This is a genomic window from Microbacterium trichothecenolyticum, assembly GCF_041938625.1.
Taxonomy (GTDB): domain Bacteria; phylum Actinomycetota; class Actinomycetes; order Actinomycetales; family Microbacteriaceae; genus Microbacterium; species Microbacterium trichothecenolyticum_D.
On sequence record NZ_CP169427.1, the window covers coordinates 2,605,072 to 2,626,711 of the forward strand.

A 21,640-nucleotide genomic window follows, 5' to 3' on the forward strand; every position below is an offset into this window, starting at 1 on the left:
CAGGGATGAATGCGGGTCGACCTCAACACAGGTGTGTCGATGCAGGGAAGCGCCGTTTCGACCTGCACGATGGTCGCATTTCAGCTTGCCGGTCACCCCGGACAATCTCGAACAGAGAAGCAAGTCGCCAGTCCGATATGGGATGCCCGATCGGAGGGGATCACTTGGCGCGCCCCTAATCAAGCGCTTTGTCCTGCCCAGGTTCAAATCGATCCCGGCGTGGATCGCATGGGTGCCGCAGCGGCACCGGTACCGTCCGAGCCAGAGGCCGTGAACACGCGGCTGGTCAGTCAGTTTCGCCGGAGGGGCGAGCGGAGGCGAAAGCAGGGCGTGGCGGTGGACGTGCTGATCAACGGAGAGCGTGTCACGATCGACCGAGCTGTCTTCAAGGAACTGCTCGAGAACTCTGTCGTGAATGGCCGGGCGCCGTATCAGCACGCGCTCGAGCGGGACGTGATCCATTACTTGGAGCTCGTGGAGCTCGCCCGGAAGGCCGAGGTGCCGCACCCGCTGTTCTTCGCCCCGCACGCGCTCGTGCAGGCGCAGGTCCGCGCGAAGACGGAGAAGCTGCTGCAGGGGGTCGCCCCGGACACGTTCACCGTCAACACGAGGACCACGATCAAGCTCCGCGACGTCGAGCTCATCATCAAGGACCTCCTCCGCAAGCAGTCGCTCGCGAAGAAGCACGACCCGTCGCTCGTGAAGAACAAGGTCGTCGGGCTCCTGCGCCGGCCCGGCGGGGCCGTGCACGAGGATGCGGGGAAGCTCGTCGCGGCCCTTGGGCTTGATCTCGACGCGATCCGTCGCGCAAGGACGAAGGAGATCGCGCTCGAGATGCTCATCGAGCGCCTCGAAGCGAACCAAGTCCTAGTGTCTCGCAGCGTGCGCGGCTACATGCCCCAAGTCCTCGACGGCGTGCACTTCAGCGGTATGACGGTTCGGGACTCGAAGGTTCCATACGTCTTCCTCACCGGCGGAGACCACGGCGACTTCCAGGAACCACCAGGACGACAGATCTTTACCCTGATGCTTATGGCCGTGCTCGTCGCACGCGGCATCTTCGCACCTGTCACGTATGACGCGAACAGCGCCGCGCCAGACGCCGGTCGCGAGCACGACATCGTCGGCGAGATCCTCATGCCCGCAACCGAACTCCAGGACATCACCCTCGACGGCCTCGATGCGGTGAAGAGCGCGGCAGACGCCTTCAAGGTCACCCCGAGCGCCATGGTGGTCCGCGGCATGCGGCTCGGCATGCTGAGCGTCGAGGGCGCCGTTGAGTATCTCGGCGAACTCGAGACCGAGTTCAGGGGCCGTCCGAAGCCTGGGCCGCGCAGCCAGCCGAAGCCCGTCAACGCGATCCGGAAGTACAGCGGACGAGCGCTCACCGCGCGGATGCTCCGCGCCGTCGACGAACGGCGGCTCTCGGAGCGGGAGTTCTGCCGCGTCGTTTGCCTGAACCGCCTCTCCCCCGGCGACCTCGGCGACCTGAAGGCGGCACTCCGATGAACGAAGAGCTGTACCTGCTCGACAACAACGCCCTCTCGCACCTCACCCGGGCACAGCGCGCGAGCACGTTCTTTCACGAACGCTGCGCACTCCCCTCCGAGATCATCCACGAGGCAGACGGGTATCCCGACGCCGCGACGTTTAGGGACGTCGAGTACCCGACCACCGCGAATGTCCTGACGCATCTCCGAACCGTGATGGCTACAGTCCCGGCCAACGACACCAGGCTGGTGAACCTCTACGCGAACAAAGGCGCCGCCGACCCAATGCTCGTCGCGTGCGCGCTCGACGGCATGGATGAGGCAGCCGCGCTTCTCTGGGGACCGACCTGGGTGGTCGTCTCGAACGACAACGCGGTACGCGCCAAAGCTGCGGAGCTCGGCGTCGAGTCGTGCACGCGAGAGGAGTTCCTCGCCAGGACGGCGGGTGAATGGTAAGGGTCCCCGGCGTCCATCGATCGGTCATCCGAGGAACACACCCGTTCACTGAGCACCGGCCACTGATCCAGTACGGTCAGTCCATGAGGCTACTGACCGAGGGATGGTGCGAGCGCGGGCCGTCGATCTCCGAAGCCGTCGCGGGGTTACCCGTGCCGGAGTCCGCGTGGTGGGAGTCACCCGAGTTTCAGACGGCTCCGAGCGATGACCTTCGTGCCGCGATGAACCTCTGGTTCCTCACCGGCCTCGTACCGCAGCGGCGGGACGTGAAGGGAGCCGGTGATGGTCTGGTCGATCTCCTCCTCTCCCCGGCCGACGCCGCTCCCCAGCCGGTCGAAATCCTCTCGACGCTCGATTGGAGCTATCAGGCCGCGCTGCCTCGCGCGGCAAACCTGATGGCCGAGCTGAACGGTGATGAGCCTCCCTCTCTCTCGTTCCCAGTGCATCTCGAACGCGGATGGGAACCGCCCCTCACCAAGGGGCGTGGAGCGCGAGACGTGGGCGAACGCTGGCGCACTGCCGTCGAGCGGGTGCGAAGAGAAGCAACAGCCGGAGCCATCAGCGCGGACGCCACGGCCGCGATTCAGGAGGTGTTCCCCGGCATCCAGTTCGGCGCGCCGGTCGATGACCCAAGCAGAGCGGGCTTTCGGCTCACCTCGTGGAACGCTGCTGCGCTTGACTCAGGCGACGTTCCGTATCTCGAGCGACTATCAAGGTATCTCGCGACTGGGGAGCGCCCGGTCCACCACCTGGCGCAGCTGGAGCGTGAGGCTCAAGTTCTCGGTTCGCAACGCCGGCACCTGTACCTCCTCGTCGCAACAGCGGGTCGGTGGGGCAATCTGCTTCCCACTTCGCCGAGCTGGTTCACGGATGGCGTCTTCGCCCCGCCCGGCGGCCTCGCCGACCTCTGGATGGATGGCGGCACTGGCTTCATCATGCGGTGGCGGCGTGAAAGCGGATGGACCTATCACGAGCAGAACTGACGGTCCCTTACAGAGCACGGTGTCCTCCGACGAACGCGAGGCCCCGGGGCAACCCGGGGGACGTCGCTCCGGAGCCCTGCCCCCGTTGCGAGGTCTGCTTTTCCAGTCGAGGACCAGAGCTAGCGCCATTTGCTCGACGGTACGGCGCGGCGCCCGATGCGGTCCTCGAGCTCAGGTAGCTCGTCCATCACATCCTGCGCGAGCCAGACACGGTTGCGGGTGTGGCCCGTGAGCTCAGTGAGCACGCCGGCGTCGACTAGCTGAGCAAGTGCGTCGTACGTCCGGTTGGGGACGGCGCCGGTGATCCGGGCTGCCTTCTCCGCATCCAGGATCGGTGTCTGCAGCAGTGCATCCAGGAGTTTCCCCGCTGAAGACCCCTTGCGGGGCTTGACCTTGTCCGCCCATTCGACAGGGAGCGCCGCCAGCCGGTCTGCGGACACCATCGCAGCGTCCGATGCGGTGGTAGCTGACTCGGAGAGGTAGACGATCATGCCCTGTGCGTCACCATCTCGGCAGGCCGTGAGCCGTTCGAAGTAGGTGTCCACGTCGGCGAGCATGACGGCAGCGATGGGGACGGTGGCGCTGCGGGTGATGCCGCGGGTGCGGAGGATGGAGCCGATGATGGCGCGGCCGACGCGGCCGTTGCCGTCGGTGAACGGGTGGATGGCTTCGAACTGTGCGTGCGCGAGAGCGGACTGTGCGATCGCGCTGATGTCGGTGCGCCCGGCGAACGCGACCAGGTCGTCCATGAGCCCTTGGACGAGAGCTGCCGGCGGTGGGATGTGGATGGCGGCGGCGGGGCTGAAGTCGCTGCCGCCGATCCAGTTCTGCTGCTGGCGGTACCTCCCGGCCCAGTCTCCTTCGAGCAGGTCCCCGTCCATCAGCTCGGCGTGTGCGGCGAGGATCGAATCGTTGGTGACACCCTTGTGGACAAGCGACTGCATCGCTGTGGCGGCCGCGACGGTCCGCCGCGCCTGCTCCCCCGCGTCGGCGCCGATGGACGCGCGGGCGATGTCGGTGACGTCGGCGTAGATGTGCTCGACCTTGGAGGACGCGACGGTCTCACTTCGGACGAGAAGGTCGCTGAGTCCGCTCAGGCTGACTGCGCGACCGTCAAGGAGGGCGATCGAGTGCGCGGCCTCTTCGCTGGCTCGGGCTGCCTCTTGGCTCAGCGGCAACGGTGCGGCTGCGATGTGGTGCGGGATCTCCACCGTGATCTCGGTGAGCATCCGATCCTTCTGCGACGGCCGCCGCCCGGCGGCGTTGCGCTGGTCGGGGTTCGTCGCCCACGCGACGGTCTGGGTGTCGACGGCAGGCCAAGATACGGCAAGCTGGCCTTCCAGCCCGCTGAGTCCTGACTGCGGCATTTCTCCTCCTCAAAACCGCTAATACATCGAGCCATATTAGCGCTTATTTCCAGAACCAGAAATAAGCGATCCGCTACTAGCGGTTACCGCACAACCACCGCGTGGGCTGTCCCCTCGTTCGTGGTGACCTCGATATGAGCCGGGAACGCGTCGCGGAGGGCGTCGACGTGGCTAAGGTTCGATCTTGACCCCGCTCATCTAAATCCAACGTAATCAGCCGATCGAGAGAGTCTGGTAGACGCCCAGCTTGTCCTCGGGAATGGTGTGGATGCCGCGGAACTCGTTGCCCACGTCGATCGAGTAGAACTTCTCGCCCAGTGGGACGTCGGGAACGACGAACGGGAACGTGCAGTCGTTGCCAGTGCCGGGCTTTCCCTCCCCCAGTTCGCCGATCGCCACGATCGTCCCCTCCGGGTCGAGGACGGCGACCTGACCGCCCTTGCGAACGTCGTCGTAGCCCGGCGCCGACTCGCACGTGGGTTCGACGACGATGGTGTTACCGACCACCTCATGCACGGTCGGAACTGTCAGGGCACCGCGGATCTCGGTGGTCTCCGTTGCCTCAGGCTCGCTCGCCCCGGCGCATCCGGCAAGAAGCAGTCCGCCGGTGAGCAGGGCCAGGGTGCAGACGACTCCGCGCGGCAAGGGGTTGAGCATGTTGCTCACCCTATCCATGGTCACGGACGTGCCCGAGGCTCAGGTCACGGGCGACGTCGAGTGCTAGATGACGAACGCGAAGCCCGGGATGAACGCCACGCAGAGGTAGGTCACGATCGGTGCGGCGACGAGGATCCCGGTTCCGATCTTGGCGGCAAGGCGCCAGCGGTCGCCGGCGCACGCGGCGACGACGGTGGCGGCGTAGATGAGGGCGACCACGATGCTGGCGATCGCCGCGACGCCCGTGCGGTAATCGGGAATGCAGTACTTCGGCACCGGGTAGATCGCAGGGCAGACCAGCGGCCCCCATGGCACGGCAGCCAGCCAGATGATGGCGATGGTTGCGGCCGTGAAGAGGGTTGCCGTGATGAGGATTCCCCACGGGACGCGCCGCGTCGTTCTGGGGCTGGTTGCGAGCTGATTGCTCATTGGTGGGCCTCCAATCCGGCCGTGGCAACTCGGCTTCTGCCACACCACAGGATGTCCGGCTGAGGTGCGTCGGTTCCATCTACGTGAGCGTCGGTCAGGGGCGCTCCTCATCGCCGGGCCGGTAGAGGACCCGGAGGTCCCCGCCGAAGGCGTGCACCTGGTTGGCAGTGAACGGGAACTCTCCGTCGAACGGGTCGGCCGGGTCCATCTCGGTGAACTTCCCACCGCCGTCGGCGGTGAACAGCGTGTCCAGCTTGCCCTGCCGGGTGATGGCGATGACTGCGCCCCGAGCGAGCTGGTCGAGACTGGTGTGCGCGATCTCGTCGCCGTCGCCAAGGACGAGTGCGACGCCGGGTGTGGTCCCGCGTCTGCCAAAGCCGGTGAGCAGGTTCGCAAGGTACCCGCCGGGCTTCGTGGTCGCACCGTTGTCGCGGTCACTCGGGTCGAGGTTGACCCACTCGCGGCCGAACTTCCGCCAGATGGTTCGGCGGCGCCAGTGCGGGATGGTCGGGTCGATGATCTCGATGGCGGTGAGGACGGTGTCATCCGGGAGCGCGTCGAACTCGACGTCGGTGCGAACGAGGTTCTTGGGCTGATCGTGATCGGTCACTCCTGTCTTATGCGCAGTGACCTTCCGCTGCCTCCCAACCTGGCACATTTCCTGTACTGCCGGGCCTTTGTCGGCGTCGACCGCTCGGGCATTGTCGGGAAGAGGCAGCGAGTCTCATCGCTTGGGCTCGCGGCACTCACAACGAATGGAGTCATCGGTGAATCGCACCCAACGACGAGTAGCCCTCATTGCGGGGGTGGCGGCCCTCTGTATCTCGACCCTGGCAGCCCCTGCGTACGCCGCACCATTACAGGGCGAGGACCCCATCGGTCTCATCCCGTGGGACGGCCCCCTGCCCAAGGGAATCACTCTGTCCGAGAGCAAGCCTGTTCACGGTGAGATGTCAGAGAGCACCTCCAACGGCATCTGGAACATGGAGATGGCCGGTCTCGGAGCTGCGGTCAACACGTACGAATGGGACGCCAAGGCCGAGACGCTCATCGTCTACTCCACGGAGAGCGAGACGTACTGGGAGCCCATTCTGGCCAAATACCTGCCAGAGCAGAAGGTGAAGCTCGTCGAGGCAGTCAACTCGAAAGCATCCATCGACGCAGTCATGAACTCGATCGTGGAAAGCGGTGGGCAGCTCGCAGGCGGCGACCGCATCGTCACCGCGATCCCGGCGAAGGACGGCAGTTCGATCACCGTCGGACTGGAGAGCGCCGAAGGTGGCGTGAGCGCGTTCTCGGAGAGTCGCCTGTCGTCAGCACTGGGGACCAGCATCGACCTGGTCGTCGAGGAAGCGCCCGATGTTCAGCCGGCCACGAGAAACGCATCCGGCGCGTCTGAATACTGGCTCGGCGGGAACATCATGCGTACCAACGTAGACGCGACGGGAGGCGATTACTGGAGCTGCTCGACGGGGTTCAAGATCGGTAACCTCACCACCTCGGCGCCCGGCATGCTATCAGCGGAGCACTGCGGAAGGGACAAGACCTACACCGCCTGGCAGTACTCGCGTACCAACAACGTTACCCAGAATCACATCGGCGATTTCCAGGGATTCCTTTCGACGGCTGGGTTCAATTCGGACACTGCGCTGTGGACGGGCGGGCGCCTGTCGAAGATGATCCCTGCCATCTACACGGGCAACTACACCGACATCTCAACGGGTGAGTTCGTCCGCGGTGGGAACTACCCCGCCGTCGGCACCGATGTCTGCTACACCGGGTCTCGGTCTGGGAACGTGTGCAGCAACGAGGTCCTCTTCACCGGACTGACAATCTGCTACTCCGTCACACAGTGCTACGCGGGCATCACTTGGACCAGTCAGCGGTCGAGCATCGAAGCCGCCGGCAACGGCGACAGCGGCGGCCCGGTGTACCAGATGGTCGCCGGCAAGGCGATGGCGTCGGGCGTGATCAGCGGCATCGTCGGAGGATCTCAGACGTGCACCGGCGACCCCGGCACGGCGACCCGCAACTGCAGTCCCGTCGCACTGTTCGCGCCTGTAGTCGCAGCCATTGGCAGCGGCGGGAACTGGGGCCTCTCGTACATCCCGTAGGACCAGCCAGATGCACGGTGCCCCGGGACCTATAAAGGTCCCGGGGCACAGCCGCATCAGGTCGGGCCGACGCCTCGCTGCGGGTCGTCACCCCATCCAGGCGACGAACAAGTACGCCGCGATCGGGCTTACCGCGAGGACGGTCACGCCGGCGATGACGACGGAACGGCGCCGGAGCGAACCGACAAGCGCGAAGAGCATCGTCACGACGTAGACGCCGGCTACCGCCACGGTGGCGATAGTCGCGTTATCTACCCGATGGCCCTGTTGGCAGTGGCGTGGCGCCGGATCGATCGCTGGGCACACAATCGGGCCAAACGGGACTGCCACAAGCCAGATCAGCGCGATCGTTCCCGCAGCGAGAAGCGTTGCCGCGATCATCAGTCCCACGGAAACGTTCTCACGTCGGCGAACGGCCTGAGACTCCATGCGCTCAACCCTACGGTGGGTGACTCGCCGCGGATTGGCCCCGCGCGCCCTAGACATGTGTGCTCGAGGTGAAGCCGACCAGGAGCCCGCCTGTGACCTTGACGGCGAGGTTGTAGATGCCGGCGAGGATCGCGCCGAGGACAGTGAAGACGACGAGATTCAGGATGGCGACGACCGCGGCGAAGGAGAGCACCTGCGGCAGTCCCAGGAACTGTGACAGCACGATGCTGCCGTCGGAGAATCCCGCCATGACGCCGTCGATTTCAGCGATGACGTTCGTTGCCCGCACGACGAGGTAGAGCAGCACGAACCCGACGAAGGTGACGACAGCGATGGCGATGGCGGCGAGGAAGGACAGCTTCACCGCGGACCAGAAGTCGATGTAGACCAGTCGCAGACGAACCTGCTTCACACCGGTCGTGTGACTGGACTTCTTGGCGAGCTGGTCGGCGATCGAACTCATGGTCAGCTACCTCTCTTCGGCCCCGTAGGCGGGACGGCACGTTCGGCTACGGCACCCGCAGTTCCCGGATCGGTTCTCGTGTGCTTGCGACCGCGGCGGGTAGCAGGGACGCGACCGCGGCGGTGGTGAGGGTGAGGATCGCGAGGGCCCCGGTGAACTCGACTCCCGGGAAGGGGTCGCCTGTCGCGGCCAGCGCGATTGCGGATGCAGCGAGGCCGGCGGCTACCCCGACGATGGCGAGGAGGAGTGTCTGTGTGAGTAGGAGTCCGATGATGAGGCCGCGGGTGGCGCCGAGGGCGCGGCGGCGGCCGAAGTCTTTGCGGCGCATCATGACGAGTGCGTACAGGATGACGGCGACGAGGACACCGGTGACCGCGAGGGTGACGAGGACCAGTCCGCGGGAGAAGGTCCCGAGCTGGGTTTGCACGATCGCCCGGAGGTCGGCGAGTGCCTGGGACGTCTGCACGGAGATCTTGGAGGGGTCATCGACGGCGAGGACGGAGAACACCGCGTTGGAGACGGGCGTGACAAGGTCGGGGCGGTCGGCGATGACGAGGAGCACGTTGACGGTCTCGTCGCCTGCGGCGTCTGGTTGCGGGGCGAGGACCACGGGTTCGAAGCCGGTGAGGAAGTCGGGGGTGGTGATGGCGCCGGCCATGGCGTAGTTGCTGCCGGTAGTCGTAGTGATGGACCCGGCGATGTCAGGGAGGCCGAGCTGCTCGAGGGCTTGTGGTGAGGCGTAGGCGAGGTCGCCGGGCAGTGGTGAGGTGGCGGGGATGCCGAGCCGGCTGAGATGCGTGCCGTATGCGAGACGGACGGGGACCCTGGTTCCGTCCGGTACCGCAGCGTTGGTGGCGTCCACGGCAGAGGAGAACGCGGCAGCCCACTCGATGCCTTCGATCGTCGCGATCCGATTGAGGACGTCGCTGGTGAGGCCCGCACCGGTTTCGGCACGCACTTGGATGGTGCGGGTCCCAGCATCGTCGATGGAACCGAGCACCCGCTGCTCCGCGCCGACGGTGCGGCCGGTGGTGAGCATGACGGTGAGCACCATCCCGACCACCACGAGCATGGTGACCACGGATGCGACGGGTTGCGACAGCGCGGATGCCCACGCTTCCCGCACCACCGCCGTGGGCCGGGCGGTCACAGTTCGATCCTCCGGTCGCAGGCGACCGCGACGTCGGGTGAGTGGGTGACGATGATGACCGCGGCTCCCGCGGCCGCGTGCTCCTGCAACGCGTCCACGACCACGGCGGTTGTGGCGGGGTCGAGATTCCCGGTGGGCTCATCGGCCAGCAGGATGCGGGGTTCGCTGAGCAGGGCCCGGCACAACGCAATCCGCTGCGCCTGACCGCCGGACACCTGACCGGGCTTGCGGTCGGCGGGGACATCCACACCGAACCGGTCGAGGAGCTCCTTCCCGCGGCGGGCGGCGATGTCCCGGCGGGCACCGCGGTACAGCGCGGTCTCGGTGACGTTGTCGATGACGGTTCTGGTTTGATCGAGTGCGGCGTCCTGGAACACGAACCCGAACCGGTCCGCGCGCAGGCGTGCTTTCGCGGCATCCTTCACGGTGGACACCGGTGTGCCGTCGATGAGGATCTCCCCTGCGGTCGGCTGCAGCATCAGCCCGAGCAGGTACAGCAGCGTCGATTTGCCGCGCCCGGATGGTCCGGTCAGAGCGGTCGTGGTGCCCTCGGGGAACTCCGCCGACCAGCGGTCGATGACCGGTGCGGTGCCGTGCCCGTACGAGAAGGACAGGTCGTGGGCGTGCAGCAAGGTCAGGTTCCCTCGCCGGGGATGCGGACACGAGTGCCGTCGCCGACACCTTCAACGACGCTCATGCCCTTGGCGGCGGCGACCACGGTGACCGGCACCCGCCCACCGTCCTCGTCGATGACCGCGACCTGCCCGTCCGCGCCGGTGACGAGCGCGGCGGACGGCACCACGAGACCGGCGACCGTCTCCTGCGTCACGATCCGAGACTTGAGGATCGCCTCGCCGGAGACCGGCACCTGGCCGCACTGATCGGCGCAGATCACCGCGCCACCGTCCCCCGAAAGCGCGACGATGACATTCCCGGTGTCGGGTTCCGGCTTCTGCTCCACCACGAACCCCGCCCACTCGCTCCCCTCGGGGGACGAGATTTGCACGCGGGTGCCTGCCGGCATCATCGTGGCCTGCGCTTCGGTGACCGGCACCTCGAACGCTGGCGCGGCCGGCAGCCCCTGCACGGCCTCCTCACCGCCGGTCAGCGTCGCGCCACGGAAGATCAGCTCCTCGTCGAGGGCGACCCGGGTAGGCAGCGTCGGCACGTAGATGACGTCGCCGGCGTCGACGGTCCCGGTCTGCGGCACCCCCAAGCTCTTCTGCCACGCCTTGATGGCACGGATCGTGCCCGCCTTGGCCTTGCCGTCCACCGTCCCGGTGTAGAACCCGCGCGCCACGAGCATCGTCTGCAGCTGGGCAACATCGGCGCCCTCGGCGTCCTGCCCGATCGCACGGAACGCGGGAACGTCGCCCTGGGCGACGACGACCGGCTTCAAGTCCACGGAGTACAGCGTCGACCCCTGCACGACCTCGTCTCCGGCCGCCACGGTGACCCCGGTGACCACCCCGGATGCCCGGTTCGCTCCCACAGGCACGGGAGTCCATTCGGCCACAGTGTTCAGCTGGATACTCGCCCCGACCTCACCGGGCTCCACCGAGACGTACGTGTACGGCGTCGACTCGAGCACGTCCTCCGCCGGTGTGAGCACGGTCGTGACCGCCCAACCTGCCGCCGCACCAACACCGACAAGCGCGGCCGCTCCCAGGAGAACCCACGGCCAGCGCCCCCTGCCCCGGTCAGCCGCGGTCACGGGACCTACCCGGGGTGAGACCGCCGCGCCCGTCTACCGCCCTCGTCATTGCGTCAACCTAACCGATCCGCCAGCCGGGCCATGGGCGATCAGAGGGCCAGGCCGCAACCATGTCCCAGATTGTGGAGTGACGCGAAGCCGCTGATCCGCGAAGCTTCACACGCCTCCCTGATGTCGGGACGGCAGGGTCAGCGTTCCATCTGGGGTTCAAGGAGTGAAGATGCGCACACGAAAGCAGAAACTGGTGGCGGCTGTCACCGCAGTGGTCTTGGGAGCGGGGCTGTCGCTCGTCGCGTCGCCGGCGTTCGCAGAGAGCTGGTCGAAGCCGCATTACGCCGGCACGAACAACCGGCTTCAGATGTCGTCGAACGCGACGTCGACACAGATCTACTACGTCGACGGGGTGACCAAGATCAGCAGTATCGCGGGGCCGCTCAGCTGGAACCAGGCCATCTCGGCGGGATCGCACACCACGATCATGACCACTCCCGGACTCTTCTCCTCGAAGTCCGCGTACGTGTACTGCCCCTCCGGAGCCACGTGCGCTGGATAGCGAAACTCGCGGCGGCCGCGGCGGTGTGCACTCTCACCGCCACGGCCGTCGCCGCGTGCTCCCCGACCGCGCCGGAACCGTCGGAAACGATCGATGCGGCGAAAGACTGGACCACCACATCCGACCAGTGGATGACGCTCTACCGGGCCATGCTCAAGTCCCGCGCGGAAGGCTCAGGCATTACCGACCCGCCGGACGTGGAAATCGTCCGCATCGTGCCCATCGAAGAGTGGCCCGAGGCCCAGGTGAACTGCCTCGCCGAGGAGGGGTTCGCTGCCTCTGTCTACTCTGGCGGCGCCGTTCGGTATGCCGACGTGCCCCCGGAGCAGGGGCCACTGCTGAACGTTGCCGCCTACGTGTGCGAGGCGAAGTACCCGTACGACGTCCGACGGAACGAGAAGCTCCCCGAAAAGCAGGCGATCGCGCAGTACGAGTTCTTCACGTCCACCGTTGCGCCGTGTGTTGAGTCGCTCGGGTATGAGGTGAGCGACCCACCATCGCTGGCAACCTGGCTCAGCGACTACTACGCAACGGGGTTCGCGTGGGACCCGATCGCCGACGCGTGGGAAGCCGCCGGCAACAACCATGACGTGCTCATGGAGATCCAAGCCGAGTGCCCGCGGGAAGCTCCCGGACTGTACCCGGAGGTCGGCGGACTGCAGTACTAACACCCGATGAACGGTGGAGAAGATGCTGGATACGAGTTGCGGTTCACTCTCCCCAGCTCCCCCGCGCATGTCCGAAGCGCTCATTCCCACCACGCAGAATGGAGTGGGGCAGCAACGGCTCGGAGACGAGCCGCAAGGACGTTCGGATGGGGTTTCGTCGTGTCGAGTCAGGGTGAGCGGGAGAGCGCCGGCGACGGCGAGCTGCTGTTCAGGCTCGCTCGCGGCGATGAACGCGCGTACCGCCAACTCCACGACCGGCATGCCGCACCCGTCTACCGGGTCGCACTGGTGCTCGTGCAGAAACCCTGGGATGCCGAAGAAGTGGCGGCGACCGTGTTCTTCGAGCTGTGGCGCAAACGCGACAAGGTCAGAATTGTCGACGATTCGATCCTCCCCTGGCTCCTCACCGTCACCTCCTTTGTGGCGAAGAACCAGCTGCGCACGACCCGCCGGTACAGCAGGTTGCTCGGCCGCATCCCCCACGACGGTCCGACACCCGATCACGCCGACGACGTGGCCAGGGCACTGGACACGGTCCGAATCTCCGAGGACATCCGAACCGTGTTGCAGCGGTTGAACCCGCGGGATGCGAGCATCCTCCTGCTGAGCGTGGTCCAGGAACTGCCTGTGAAAGACACGGCGCTGGCACTCGGGATCCCGGAAGGGACCGTCAAGTCACGGCTGTCCCGTGTCAAGGCGCGGCTGCGGACCACCCTGCGCCACTATGCTCCCCCTGCAAAGGAAGCGGACGCATGAGCACCGACAACGGCCGGATGCCGCACCACGACGCGGTCCAGGACCTCCTCATCGAGAAGATGCGGAGCGATCTGTCGCGCCCGAAGTGGTGGCAGACGCTGTGGGGCCGGTTGTCAATCGGCGCGGGTGCACTCCTCGTGGCTGGCACCGCAGTGGCTGGTGTCGTCCTCCTCGAGAACCGACCTATCAGCGAGACCCTCGTCGTGCACTGTCTCGACAGTCCTCACCGCGCGGCAGATGGGTCGCTGCCTGGAGCTGCGGTCAGTATCGCCGCGCCGGACGGTGTGGTCCCTATCGAGGACGCCGAAGCCGTCTGCGAGCAGATGTGGCAGTCCGGTGCGTTCGCCGAGCAGGACGCCTTGAACCCAACACCCGCGCCGGGCGATGCGCCCGAAGAGTTCACAACCTGTGTCACCGAGAATGGCGAAGCCGCTGTGGTCCCCGGGCGCATCGAGTGCTCAGTACTGCACCTGCACCCCTATCAGCCGAACGTGCCCGCCGGGCCGTAGACGTTCGACGAGCTGCGGCCCATTGAACTGCTCGGCTTCGGCCACGTCCGCAAGCTAGGGGACGAGGGGTGCGACGAGTGTGGCATCGGCTGCCCGGCGCAACCTGCGACCCCACCGTCGGTGCAGGACCGCGAGCGTCCCCACGAGCGACGGGAGATAGACATCGAATACGGAACCATTCTCGTTCACTGGACATGACTGAGTGAAGACCGATTCGCGGCCTTCCTAAGCTCCAAGGGAGTTCCCGATGTCGCCCAGTACCAGCATCCTTCTCACCAACAGGAGCCCCCGGACACCTCACATCCAACGGGCCATCACTTGGTATGGTCGGCCCATGGGTATGCACAGGACGGCGCTGGCAACCGCCTCACTTCTGCTGGCGGCCGTGAGCCTGTCTGGATGCTCAACGTCTCCGTGGGCAGACCTGGAATCGCATGTCGACAGTTCGGGTGAAACTCTCCCGTCAACCCTGGACGAGAGCGTGCTCGAGGCCGTCGACGCAACGCCGGCGGCGACTCTCGGATCGCTTGACGAGACGACCTTCTACGCTGCGCGATCCAAGAGCGACCCGGAAACGATGTGCCTCGTCATAGACGGCCCCGCCAGTGCGGAAGTCGCGTGTGGGACACAGTCACCAATCGTTGTGACAACCGACGGGGGATCATTCGCGATGGGCGATAGGGCGCCTGAGGCAGACGGATGGATGCCGTTGGGCGACTTTCTCTGGTCCGAGGCCCAGTAGGCCGGTGGCCACCACAGTGGCCACCGGCCCCGGCTCGACCAGGCTCTACCTATTCGAAGCGCAGTAGAGCAGCACCTTAACCTCTTTGCCATGTCTGCATGCAACTGATGCATACGAAGAAGACCAAGTCAAAGAGATGTAGTTGTGTCCTCCGTAGATCGTCGAGGACTCGCTCTTGATCGCATATACCTCGGCGGAGGTGTTCTGCGCTTCTACGTACGCGCCAGTGCTGGTGTGGTGCCCACTCCACTTCCAGATGTTGGCCGCGACGAGAGCCTGATGCCAGGCGACCCATGCCGCATTCGCCGGCGTGGCGACGATGCTGCTGATGACGAGTCCGAGGACAACCGCGATGGCGACGCGAGTGACGTGGCGACCACCAGCGCTGCCCTCGCGTGGGGTGTCGACATTCTTCATCTCCCGACCTTTTCGACACCCCGTAGCTGAACTGCCGATTCGCCCACCCCGATCGTTGTTTCCGGGACCCCACCGTTGGCATCCCGACGTTCGAGTACAGAGGTTCCGATCTTTTCGAAGCCTGTGGGGACATCGGCCCGGGTCGCAGCAGCGGGAAGCAGGAACGCCGCGAACGACTTCGCGGGATCGGCCGGATCCTGAACGGACAGGACCAAGCCGTGCTTCACAAAAGCGTCTTCTGAACTACAAGAGCCGACGATGACGTCGTCCGCTGTAGGCGCCACGATGAGGCACAGGCGGCCGTCAGCGTGGAGTACGGACCAATAACCGGCCGCATCTGACCGCCCCAAGTGGCGCGACGTGTCCGTCTGCAGATCACCGGCGTTGCCGCTGGCAAGCAGCACGTCCGGTAGCTCGTCCACCGCCGTCGCAACCGATTTCTGGGCAGTGTGCAGGGTCGTGAAGTCCGGCCTCTCTGATGCTCCTGCCGCGGACGAGATCGCTGTCACGGTGAGAGCCGCCACTAGTGTCGTCGAGGCGGCTGCGATTACGATGCCGAGTTTCTTGTTCATCTTCATTGGTGCGCCTCTCCTAGTTGGTGTACTTGCAGACCTGAAGTGCGGTGGTGCCGGGTTGCGCAAGTGGGCTGTACCAAGTGCATTTGCTCACCGTGAAGGTCCGACTGTGGCTGGTGAAGATGTACTCGTACCCCTGCACCTGGGCGAAGCCGTCGTTCTGGAGATACATCGGCTGGGCGTAGTTGACCCCGTACGCTTTCGCGCCCGTCATGTTCTGATGGCCGCTCCACTTCCAGGTCGACATAGGCAGCTGGCCGTTGAAGTACGTGTAGTCCACGGCGTGTGCGGCCGCGGGTACGCCCACCAAGGTTGCTACAACTGCTGCACCGAGGATGAGGCCTCGCCACTTCGTTCTTTTTATCTGCTCGGACACCCTTGCTCCGTTCAGGCGGAAGATTCCGCACCTCGATATGTCCGGGAGGCTGGTGCAGGTTCCATATCGATGTCGAATGGGACTCCATCCACCAACACCCATGGCTTGGCAATTCAGCTTCCGCTCCCGGGCGTATGGAGAGCTCGGCGCTGCACCCTGCACCGCTATCAGCCGAACGTGCCTACTGGCCGGTAGACGATCGATGAGCTGCGTGACGCCATGAAGCCGAGCGTGGCGCAGTACGGCGCGCACGTCAGGACGTCGCCGCCGTAGCTGGTGGTGTCGTAGTGCGAGGCCCAGCAGTTGCTATACCCCTCGGCGGACAGGATGTTGTTGTTCCATCCGCTGGCTAAGGTCGGGAAGCCGTAGGTCACGCCGTAGCATCCGCTTCCCGTGCCCCAATGGATGAGGACCGAACCGGAACGTGAGGTGCCGGTCCAGACCTTCCCGATCGTGACGGTGCTCGCCGCGACCGCCGCGCCACGGGCGGCAGGTCCCGTTTCGAGGAGCTGCTCGATGTCGCCCGGAGCTCCGTCTTCGATGAATTGCTCGGCCTCGACCACGCTATCGAAGCAGGAGATGACCGTCGGGATCTCCTCCGGCACCGGCTGGCCTTCGGGCACGGCGACGCCGCCGACCGTGCAAGCGGATGGCGCCTCGGGCTCCGCGGCGACCGCAGTCGTCGAGCTGAACATGGACAGGGCGATGAATATGGCGGACACGGCCGCCAGAGTGCGCTTTGACACAGAACTCCTCCTTGGGGGATTCGTTCTGTATGTCCGGCACCCGGCTAGGGGTTCCGTCTCCGGCTACCTCACGGTCGGCGGATTGTGGCGCGTGTGGTCGAGGTCTATCCCAGGTCGTACACGTGTTCAGGCAGCTCTGGGCATGTCGTCGCGAGCTCATAGATCTGATCCATCAACAGACCCGAGTCGGCGACGTCCAGGTAGGGCGACCACTGCTCGGCTGTCTGCCATGTCTGCTCGAAGACCTCCAGGCTGGGGGCGGCGGACACCTCCACCCCGGCCTCCTGCAGGCATGACGTCAGGGTCGTGGTCTGGTACTCGTAGAGCGCTTTCAGCTGCGCGTCATCGAACGGGCGCGTGTATTTCTCCTCCAGCGGGTACCTCACCATGCAGGACCATTGGGCGACATCGCTGGCCATTCCCTGCGCGTCGTCCTGATTGACGGCGAGCATCCCGTTCGGCTGCGCTTCCGCCTCGAACCCGGACTCTGCCATGCAGTCGGCGATGACGCCTGCCCACTCGAAACGATCCACGTATCGCACCATGGTGACGCTTGGCCGTTCCGCATCCGGGTACTTCGCCGCCACCTGCTCCCACAGCTGATCCGATATCTGCGATGAGGACGTTGCTGCCGGAGTCGGCGTTGGGGTGGGATTAGCGGCTGGGGTCGGCGCGCAACTCGTGACCATGGCGCACAGCGCGGCGATACAGGCGATCGTCGTCGACCGCTGCGGAAATGAAGGACGGTCGTTCATCGTGGCTCCTGGTGGGTGTGAATTCTTGCCGGGCTCGTGGCCGGTCGCGCGCGACCGGCCACGAGATTCATCCGTAGGACTTGCAGGAGGGGGTTCCGGACGCGCTTGTCGTCCCTTCGACGCCCCACGCTCCCCCACCCGGCTTAGGCTGGCCGTTGGTGTACGTTGCGACGAGGGTGTAGGTGCCACCTGTGGTCGACACGAACTTCGTCTGGCTTCCGGGCGGCACGTGCGAGGAGTACACGTACGCGGTGGCGGTGAGCCACCCGTAATTCGAGCCGCACCCCAGTGTGCCGGTCCGGATGGCCGCAGAAGCCGGCGCGGCCACGCCGAGGCTCAGTACGATTCCGGCGGCCGCGGCGAGAACCGCGATTCTCTGCCATCGACCACGCTGCTGCCTTGGTGTCCGTTTGAGAACTGTCATGTTCTTCCTCTCTGCCGCCCACGGTGGCGGCTTCTACCCCGGAATGTCCGCACTGGGGATTCAGTTCCATCTCCGGAACCGCGTGAGGTACTTCGAACGAATCCGGAACCGACCTGGTGCGTTCGGACATGACGGTCTGTGGAGCACGAATCTCTGGCACCCCTGCGCAAACGTTGCCTAAGGCTCATCGAGGAACACTTCACCGAGCCACACGCCGATCACGCCTGGTTTGCGCGGCGCCTTCACGTGTCGCGCCGTCACCTGGCGCGGGCCTTCGAAGGGGGTGGCAGCGTGGCTGAACGTCTTGCGCGCCGGCGCCTCGCGCAATTCGTGGTTACTGCCGCGCTGGAGCCGAACACCCCGCTCCCAACGATCTCGGCACGTTGCGGATATGCGAGCTACGAGACGCTTCGGGCGCAATGCCACCGCCACCTCGCCCGTTCGCCCCGAAAGGTGAGGCAGTTTGGCGCGTCCGACGGCGAGATCGTCGGCTGTGCGTTCATCGCGGACCCGCAGCTTCAGGACGTTGCCGCCTGACGCTGACACCAATACGCGCGACGTCCCGCGTAACGGACGACCAAGGCCGTTTATGGGTGAGCCCGACGGCGCTGCAACGAGGGAAGAGGAATAGATGAAGATGTCCCGCCTGACCATCGCCGCCCTGACGATCGCAGGGTGCCTGACCGCCCTGTCGGCCGCGGGGGCCAACGCTGCACCAACAGAGGACAGGGTCGAGCCGTCGTTGCCGAGCTTCCTAGCGCCCATCGACCCTGCGGACGTGCCGGCCGAGCTACGCACCGACGCACCCGACCCGGAGTTCCAGACCCCGGCATCGGTGCCGCCGGGCGTCTCCGATGCGCTCATCACGATGGAACTCGAGAATCCTGAGCTCGGCATCGCTGGCACCGAATGGGACCCGGTGACGCAGACGACACTGCTGTACGCGACGGCACCGGCGCAGGCGGTTGTCTCAGTCCTCGAGAAGCATGGCATCGCCCACCAGGTCGCGTATCGCGCTGCGAGGTACGACGCCGCCAGTATGCGCGGGATCATTCGCGAAGTAATCGGAGGGGAGGACGGCCGCCTACCCTCTGGTCACTCCGTTGTGATGGCCGCACCCGCGCTTGACGGGTCGCGCATCGATCTCGTACTGGAGGACTCATCGCAGATGCTCAGGGCAGCTCCTGCTATTCCCGACGTCGGCATCCCTGTGGCGGTCGAGTACGGTGCGGCACTGACCCCTACGCTCCGTAACCACGAGCCGTCTATCTCTCCCGGTCAGCGTTACTCCGGCGCTTACATGCACAACGGCAGCACTGCCTGCACGACGGGCTTCCGAGTAACGCAGCCCTCATCGAGCACGCCGGGGATGGCGTCGGCAGAGCATTGCAGCACGACCGCTGCAATCGGCACACAGTGGTACTACAACTCCACCCTTGGCCACTTCATCGGCCAGGCACAAGGGCAGATGATGCCGCCGGGGCCCGGTTACAGGCCTGACCTCGCTTCCTGGACAGGCGGTGGAGCGGGCGCGCTCGTCCCGGGCATCTTCATCGGCGACAACACTGTCGCAGGTTCGGGGGTCTACGCCATCAAGGGCGCTGCCAGCACCCCGGTCGGGGCGTACGTGTGCTACTCGGGCAGTAGGTCGGGAACGATCTGCGGCAACACTGTGACCAACATCAATGTCACTGCTTGTTATGGCGCTCCGTACGGTTGCTACGACAACATCACCGTCACCAGTCAGGTCAGCGGCACGCCGTCGGCCGGCCAAGGAGACAGCGGAGGGCCTGCCTACAACACGAACTCGGGCAACATCTACGCCGCAGGCTTCATCAGCGGTATCAGCAACGGAACGACCACCTGCTCTGGCGACGCGGGTGGTCGTCTCTGCAGCTCGGTGGTCCTGTTCAGCGTCATCAACGATGTGTTCGTCGCAGGTTGGGCGCTGAACGTGATCCCGTAGTCACTGGTCCTGCTGACTCGTGACCTCGACGGTGAAACCGTCGAGGTCACGAGTGGTCGGGAGTTCAAACGTCCGTGCAGCGTCATCCGCCGTACACTCGCCCTCTGCTCCCGGGGCACTGATGGTCACAAACACGGTCCGGGTCTCATCATCCACCTCGCCGAGCTCCGGGATCCAAGGGCAACTGCCCGATCCGTGAGTGGTCAGGATGAGAATGTCCGGCTGCGACCATGCCTCCACAATGGAGGCGGCGTCTCCGCTCACCGTTAGAGACACACCAGAGGCAGTCGGAGTCCCGGGGTACCCGGGTTGCGGAGATGGGCTCTCGCTTGCGCACGACGCAAGACTGGCAACAAGGAGACCTACCAGTAGTAGCAATCCCCCGCCTCGATGAACAGCGAGCAGCGGGCTGCGTGCAAGGGTCTCGGCGCTGGCCATGTCGTCACCATACCTACCGCTCTCAGATCGGCCATTGGCTTGGCTCATTCCGTGTACATGCGCGGTCCGCGGCCAGCCCAATACGATGCACTCGTGTTCCTGCCTCACCCTCGCGGCTTCCGTGACCCGTCGCTCGTGGCCGAGCGGCTCGCGATGCTCGAGACGGACCAGTCCGTTCAGCCGCTGCGTGTCGTGATGGTCGACGGTGCGGCCGTCGTAGCAGTAGCTGTCATGGAGCCTCTATGCGCGGTGTCCGCGAAACTCACGTACCACCCGGTAGTACACCGTAAGGCAAACTGTCAGCAGTATTGAAACAACAGGCAAGACGAGCATTCGCGGTCGTTTCACGGACGAACTGATCCCTGATCCGGTGCTTTCGGGGGGCGCAGGAGAACAAAAAGGAGCCGCCTCCCGCATGATTCTGCGGGAGGCGGCTCCTTCTACTGGTGCACCCCCTGGGACTCGAACCCAGAACCCACTGATTAAGAGTCAGTTGCTCTGCCGATTGAGCTAGAGGTGCGTTGTTCACAAACGAGGCGAACGAGGATCAACATTAGCATCACGATCGCGTCTCGTGAAATCGAGGCGGGAACGCCCCGGCTATCCTTGATCCCGTGACCTCCCCCTCCCCCGTTTCGACGTTCGACACGCCGTTCGAGGGAGATCTCCGGGCCGATCTCGATCTCGCTCTGCGGCTGGCGGACGCGGCGGACGCGGCCTCCATGTCGCGCTTCGATGCAGCGGATCTCGATGTGCGGCTGAAGGCCGACGCGAGCCACGTCACCGAGGCCGATCTGGCCACGGAGCGCGCCCTGCGCGACCTTCTGGAGACCGAGCGCCCGGGCGACGGCGTGTTCGGCGAGGAGTACGGCGTCACGGGCGATTCGGCGCGGCAGTGGATCATCGACCCGATCGACGGAACCGCGAACTACCTCAAGGGCATCCCGATGTGGACGACCCTCATCGCCCTCACGATCGACGGCGTGCCGCGCGTCGGCGTGGCGAGCCAGCCCGCGATCGGCCGGCGCTGGTGGGCGGCGACCGGACTCGGTGCCTGGACCAACACGCCCACGGGCCAGGCGAAGCGACTCACGGTGTCGACAGTGGATGCGATCGCCGACTCGAGCGTGAGCTTCCAGAGCATCGCGCAGTGGCGCGACGCCGGCAAGCTCGACGCGCTGGAGCGCCTGACCTCGTCGGTGTGGCGTGATCGCGGCTACGGCGACGCGTGGCCGTACATGCTCCTGGCCGAGGGGCGTCTCGAATTCGTCGCCGAGTTCGGCGTCAAGGAGTACGACGTCGCCGCGCTCGTGCCGATCGTGACCGAGGCCGGCGGCAAGTTCACGTCGTTCGACGGCAACGACTCGCTCTCGGAGCGCTCCTCGCTCGCGACCAACCGCGTGCTCCACTCGGCCTATCTCGGCCTGCTCCACTCAGCCTGATCCCGCACCGCCTGACACCGA

The 21,640-nt window shown here is 65.6% G+C and carries 25 protein-coding genes and 1 tRNA gene; 11 read left to right on the forward strand and 15 right to left on the reverse strand.

Going from position 1 to position 21,640, the window contains the following annotated elements:
• Positions 1-336: 336 nt before the first annotated feature.
• The 3 genes from ACEYYH_RS12150 to ACEYYH_RS12160 all read left to right on the forward strand — a co-directional run bounded on the left by ACEYYH_RS12150 (position 337) and on the right by ACEYYH_RS12160 (position 2,929).
• Complete coding sequence (locus tag ACEYYH_RS12150) at positions 337-1,509, forward strand: hypothetical protein (protein ID WP_374974651.1); 1,173 nt, start codon at positions 337-339, stop codon at positions 1,507-1,509.
• A complete protein-coding gene (locus tag ACEYYH_RS12155) occupies positions 1,506-1,946 on the forward strand; it encodes a hypothetical protein (protein WP_374974652.1) in 441 nt (146 codons plus the stop codon). Before ACEYYH_RS12150 ends, ACEYYH_RS12155 begins: the two co-directional genes overlap by 4 nt.
• An 83-nt stretch (positions 1,947-2,029) precedes the next feature.
• A complete protein-coding gene (locus ACEYYH_RS12160; RefSeq protein ID WP_374974653.1) occupies positions 2,030-2,929 on the forward strand; it encodes a hypothetical protein in 900 nt (299 codons plus the stop codon).
• A 119-nt stretch (positions 2,930-3,048) separates the two neighbouring features.
• Here the strand turns inward: ACEYYH_RS12160 and ACEYYH_RS12165 are convergent, their stop codons facing one another.
• From ACEYYH_RS12165 to ACEYYH_RS12180, 4 genes are all read right to left on the reverse strand, one after another.
• Positions 3,049-4,296, reverse strand: coding sequence for a Fic family protein (locus tag ACEYYH_RS12165; RefSeq protein ID WP_374974654.1), 1,248 nt, complete (start codon positions 4,294-4,296; stop codon positions 3,049-3,051).
• 213 nt (positions 4,297-4,509) lie between these two features.
• Positions 4,510-4,962 (reverse strand): hypothetical protein, encoded by a 453-nt coding sequence (locus ACEYYH_RS12170; RefSeq protein ID WP_374974655.1) that lies wholly within the window; start codon positions 4,960-4,962, stop codon positions 4,510-4,512.
• Between the two features lie 54 nt (positions 4,963-5,016).
• A complete protein-coding gene (locus ACEYYH_RS12175; RefSeq protein WP_374974656.1) occupies positions 5,017-5,382 on the reverse strand; it encodes a hypothetical protein in 366 nt (121 codons plus the stop codon).
• Between the two features lie 94 nt (positions 5,383-5,476).
• A complete protein-coding gene (locus ACEYYH_RS12180) occupies positions 5,477-5,992 on the reverse strand; it encodes a hypothetical protein (RefSeq protein WP_374974657.1) in 516 nt (171 codons plus the stop codon).
• A 157-nt stretch (positions 5,993-6,149) separates the two neighbouring features.
• On the opposite strand from ACEYYH_RS12180, the gene ACEYYH_RS12185 reads away from it, so the two are divergent.
• A complete protein-coding gene (locus ACEYYH_RS12185) occupies positions 6,150-7,496 on the forward strand; it encodes a hypothetical protein (protein ID WP_374974658.1) in 1,347 nt (448 codons plus the stop codon).
• 87 nt (positions 7,497-7,583) lie between these two features.
• Here ACEYYH_RS12185 and ACEYYH_RS12190 read toward each other — a convergent pair whose 3' ends face one another.
• The 5 genes from ACEYYH_RS12190 to ACEYYH_RS12210 are packed head-to-tail and all read right to left on the reverse strand — an operon-like array spanning position 7,584 to position 11,252.
• A complete protein-coding gene (locus tag ACEYYH_RS12190) occupies positions 7,584-7,925 on the reverse strand; it encodes a hypothetical protein (protein WP_374974659.1) in 342 nt (113 codons plus the stop codon).
• Positions 7,926-7,974: 49 nt separating this feature from the next.
• Positions 7,975-8,388, reverse strand: coding sequence for a DUF3566 domain-containing protein (locus tag ACEYYH_RS12195; protein WP_374974660.1), 414 nt, complete (start codon positions 8,386-8,388; stop codon positions 7,975-7,977).
• Positions 8,389-8,434: 46 nt separating this feature from the next.
• Complete coding sequence (locus ACEYYH_RS12200) at positions 8,435-9,538, reverse strand: ABC transporter permease (RefSeq protein ID WP_374974661.1); 1,104 nt, start codon at positions 9,536-9,538, stop codon at positions 8,435-8,437.
• On the reverse strand, positions 9,535-10,170 hold the full coding sequence (locus ACEYYH_RS12205) for an ABC transporter ATP-binding protein (RefSeq protein ID WP_374974662.1): 636 nt from the start codon (positions 10,168-10,170) through the stop codon (positions 9,535-9,537). The genes ACEYYH_RS12200 and ACEYYH_RS12205 overlap by 4 nt, the downstream gene beginning before the upstream one ends.
• 2 nt (positions 10,171-10,172) lie before the next feature.
• Positions 10,173-11,252, reverse strand: a complete 1,080-nt coding sequence (locus ACEYYH_RS12210) for a peptidoglycan-binding protein (RefSeq protein ID WP_374974663.1) — start codon at positions 11,250-11,252, stop codon at positions 10,173-10,175.
• A 220-nt stretch (positions 11,253-11,472) separates the two neighbouring features.
• On the opposite strand from ACEYYH_RS12210, the gene ACEYYH_RS12215 reads away from it, so the two are divergent.
• The 4 genes from ACEYYH_RS12215 (at position 11,473) to ACEYYH_RS12230 (ending at position 13,738) form a co-directional block, all read left to right on the forward strand.
• Positions 11,473-11,805: a hypothetical protein gene (locus tag ACEYYH_RS12215; protein ID WP_374974664.1), complete on the forward strand. Its 333-nt coding sequence runs from the start codon at positions 11,473-11,475 to the stop codon at positions 11,803-11,805.
• Complete coding sequence (locus tag ACEYYH_RS12220; RefSeq protein WP_374974665.1) at positions 11,793-12,473, forward strand: hypothetical protein; 681 nt, start codon at positions 11,793-11,795, stop codon at positions 12,471-12,473. Before ACEYYH_RS12215 ends, ACEYYH_RS12220 begins: the two co-directional genes overlap by 13 nt.
• Positions 12,474-12,632: 159 nt before the next feature.
• On the forward strand, positions 12,633-13,229 hold the full coding sequence (locus ACEYYH_RS12225; RefSeq protein WP_374974666.1) for an RNA polymerase sigma factor: 597 nt from the start codon (positions 12,633-12,635) through the stop codon (positions 13,227-13,229).
• Entirely contained in the window at positions 13,226-13,738 is a 513-nt protein-coding gene (locus tag ACEYYH_RS12230; protein WP_374974667.1) for a hypothetical protein, read from the forward strand. The genes ACEYYH_RS12225 and ACEYYH_RS12230 overlap by 4 nt, the downstream gene beginning before the upstream one ends.
• 787 nt (positions 13,739-14,525) lie before the next feature.
• Here the strand turns inward: ACEYYH_RS12230 and ACEYYH_RS12235 are convergent.
• The 5 genes from ACEYYH_RS12235 to ACEYYH_RS12255 form a co-directional block, all read right to left on the reverse strand.
• Complete coding sequence (locus tag ACEYYH_RS12235) at positions 14,526-14,897, reverse strand: hypothetical protein (RefSeq protein ID WP_374974668.1); 372 nt, start codon at positions 14,895-14,897, stop codon at positions 14,526-14,528.
• Positions 14,894-15,475, reverse strand: coding sequence for a hypothetical protein (locus ACEYYH_RS12240; RefSeq protein ID WP_374974669.1), 582 nt, complete (start codon positions 15,473-15,475; stop codon positions 14,894-14,896). Before ACEYYH_RS12240 ends, ACEYYH_RS12235 begins: the two co-directional genes overlap by 4 nt.
• A gap of 13 nt (positions 15,476-15,488) precedes the next feature.
• Positions 15,489-15,848, reverse strand: a complete 360-nt coding sequence (locus ACEYYH_RS12245; protein ID WP_374974670.1) for a hypothetical protein — start codon at positions 15,846-15,848, stop codon at positions 15,489-15,491.
• Positions 15,849-16,015: 167 nt separating this feature from the next.
• A complete protein-coding gene (locus ACEYYH_RS12250) occupies positions 16,016-16,594 on the reverse strand; it encodes a hypothetical protein (RefSeq protein ID WP_374974671.1) in 579 nt (192 codons plus the stop codon).
• A 104-nt stretch (positions 16,595-16,698) separates the two neighbouring features.
• The gene (locus ACEYYH_RS12255; RefSeq protein ID WP_374974672.1) at positions 16,699-17,349 is read right to left on the reverse strand and encodes a hypothetical protein; all 651 of its coding nucleotides are present in this window, start codon (positions 17,347-17,349) and stop codon (positions 16,699-16,701) included.
• Positions 17,350-17,911: 562 nt separating this feature from the next.
• Between ACEYYH_RS12255 and ACEYYH_RS12260 the strand changes: the two genes are divergently transcribed.
• Together ACEYYH_RS12260 and ACEYYH_RS12265 are read left to right on the forward strand one after the other, a co-directional pair.
• Positions 17,912-18,310, forward strand: coding sequence for a helix-turn-helix domain-containing protein (locus ACEYYH_RS12260; protein ID WP_374974673.1), 399 nt, complete (start codon positions 17,912-17,914; stop codon positions 18,308-18,310).
• A gap of 94 nt (positions 18,311-18,404) precedes the next feature.
• The gene (locus ACEYYH_RS12265; RefSeq protein WP_374974674.1) at positions 18,405-19,739 is read left to right on the forward strand and encodes a hypothetical protein; all 1,335 of its coding nucleotides are present in this window, start codon (positions 18,405-18,407) and stop codon (positions 19,737-19,739) included.
• A gap of 882 nt (positions 19,740-20,621) precedes the next feature.
• Here ACEYYH_RS12265 and ACEYYH_RS12270 read toward each other — a convergent pair.
• Positions 20,622-20,697: transfer RNA gene (locus tag ACEYYH_RS12270), tRNA-Lys, on the reverse strand.
• Positions 20,698-20,791: 94 nt separating this feature from the next.
• On the opposite strand from ACEYYH_RS12270, the gene ACEYYH_RS12275 reads away from it, so the two are divergent.
• Positions 20,792-21,619, forward strand: a complete 828-nt coding sequence (locus tag ACEYYH_RS12275; RefSeq protein ID WP_374974675.1) for an inositol monophosphatase family protein — start codon at positions 20,792-20,794, stop codon at positions 21,617-21,619.
• The last annotated feature ends 21 nt before the right edge of the window (positions 21,620-21,640 follow it).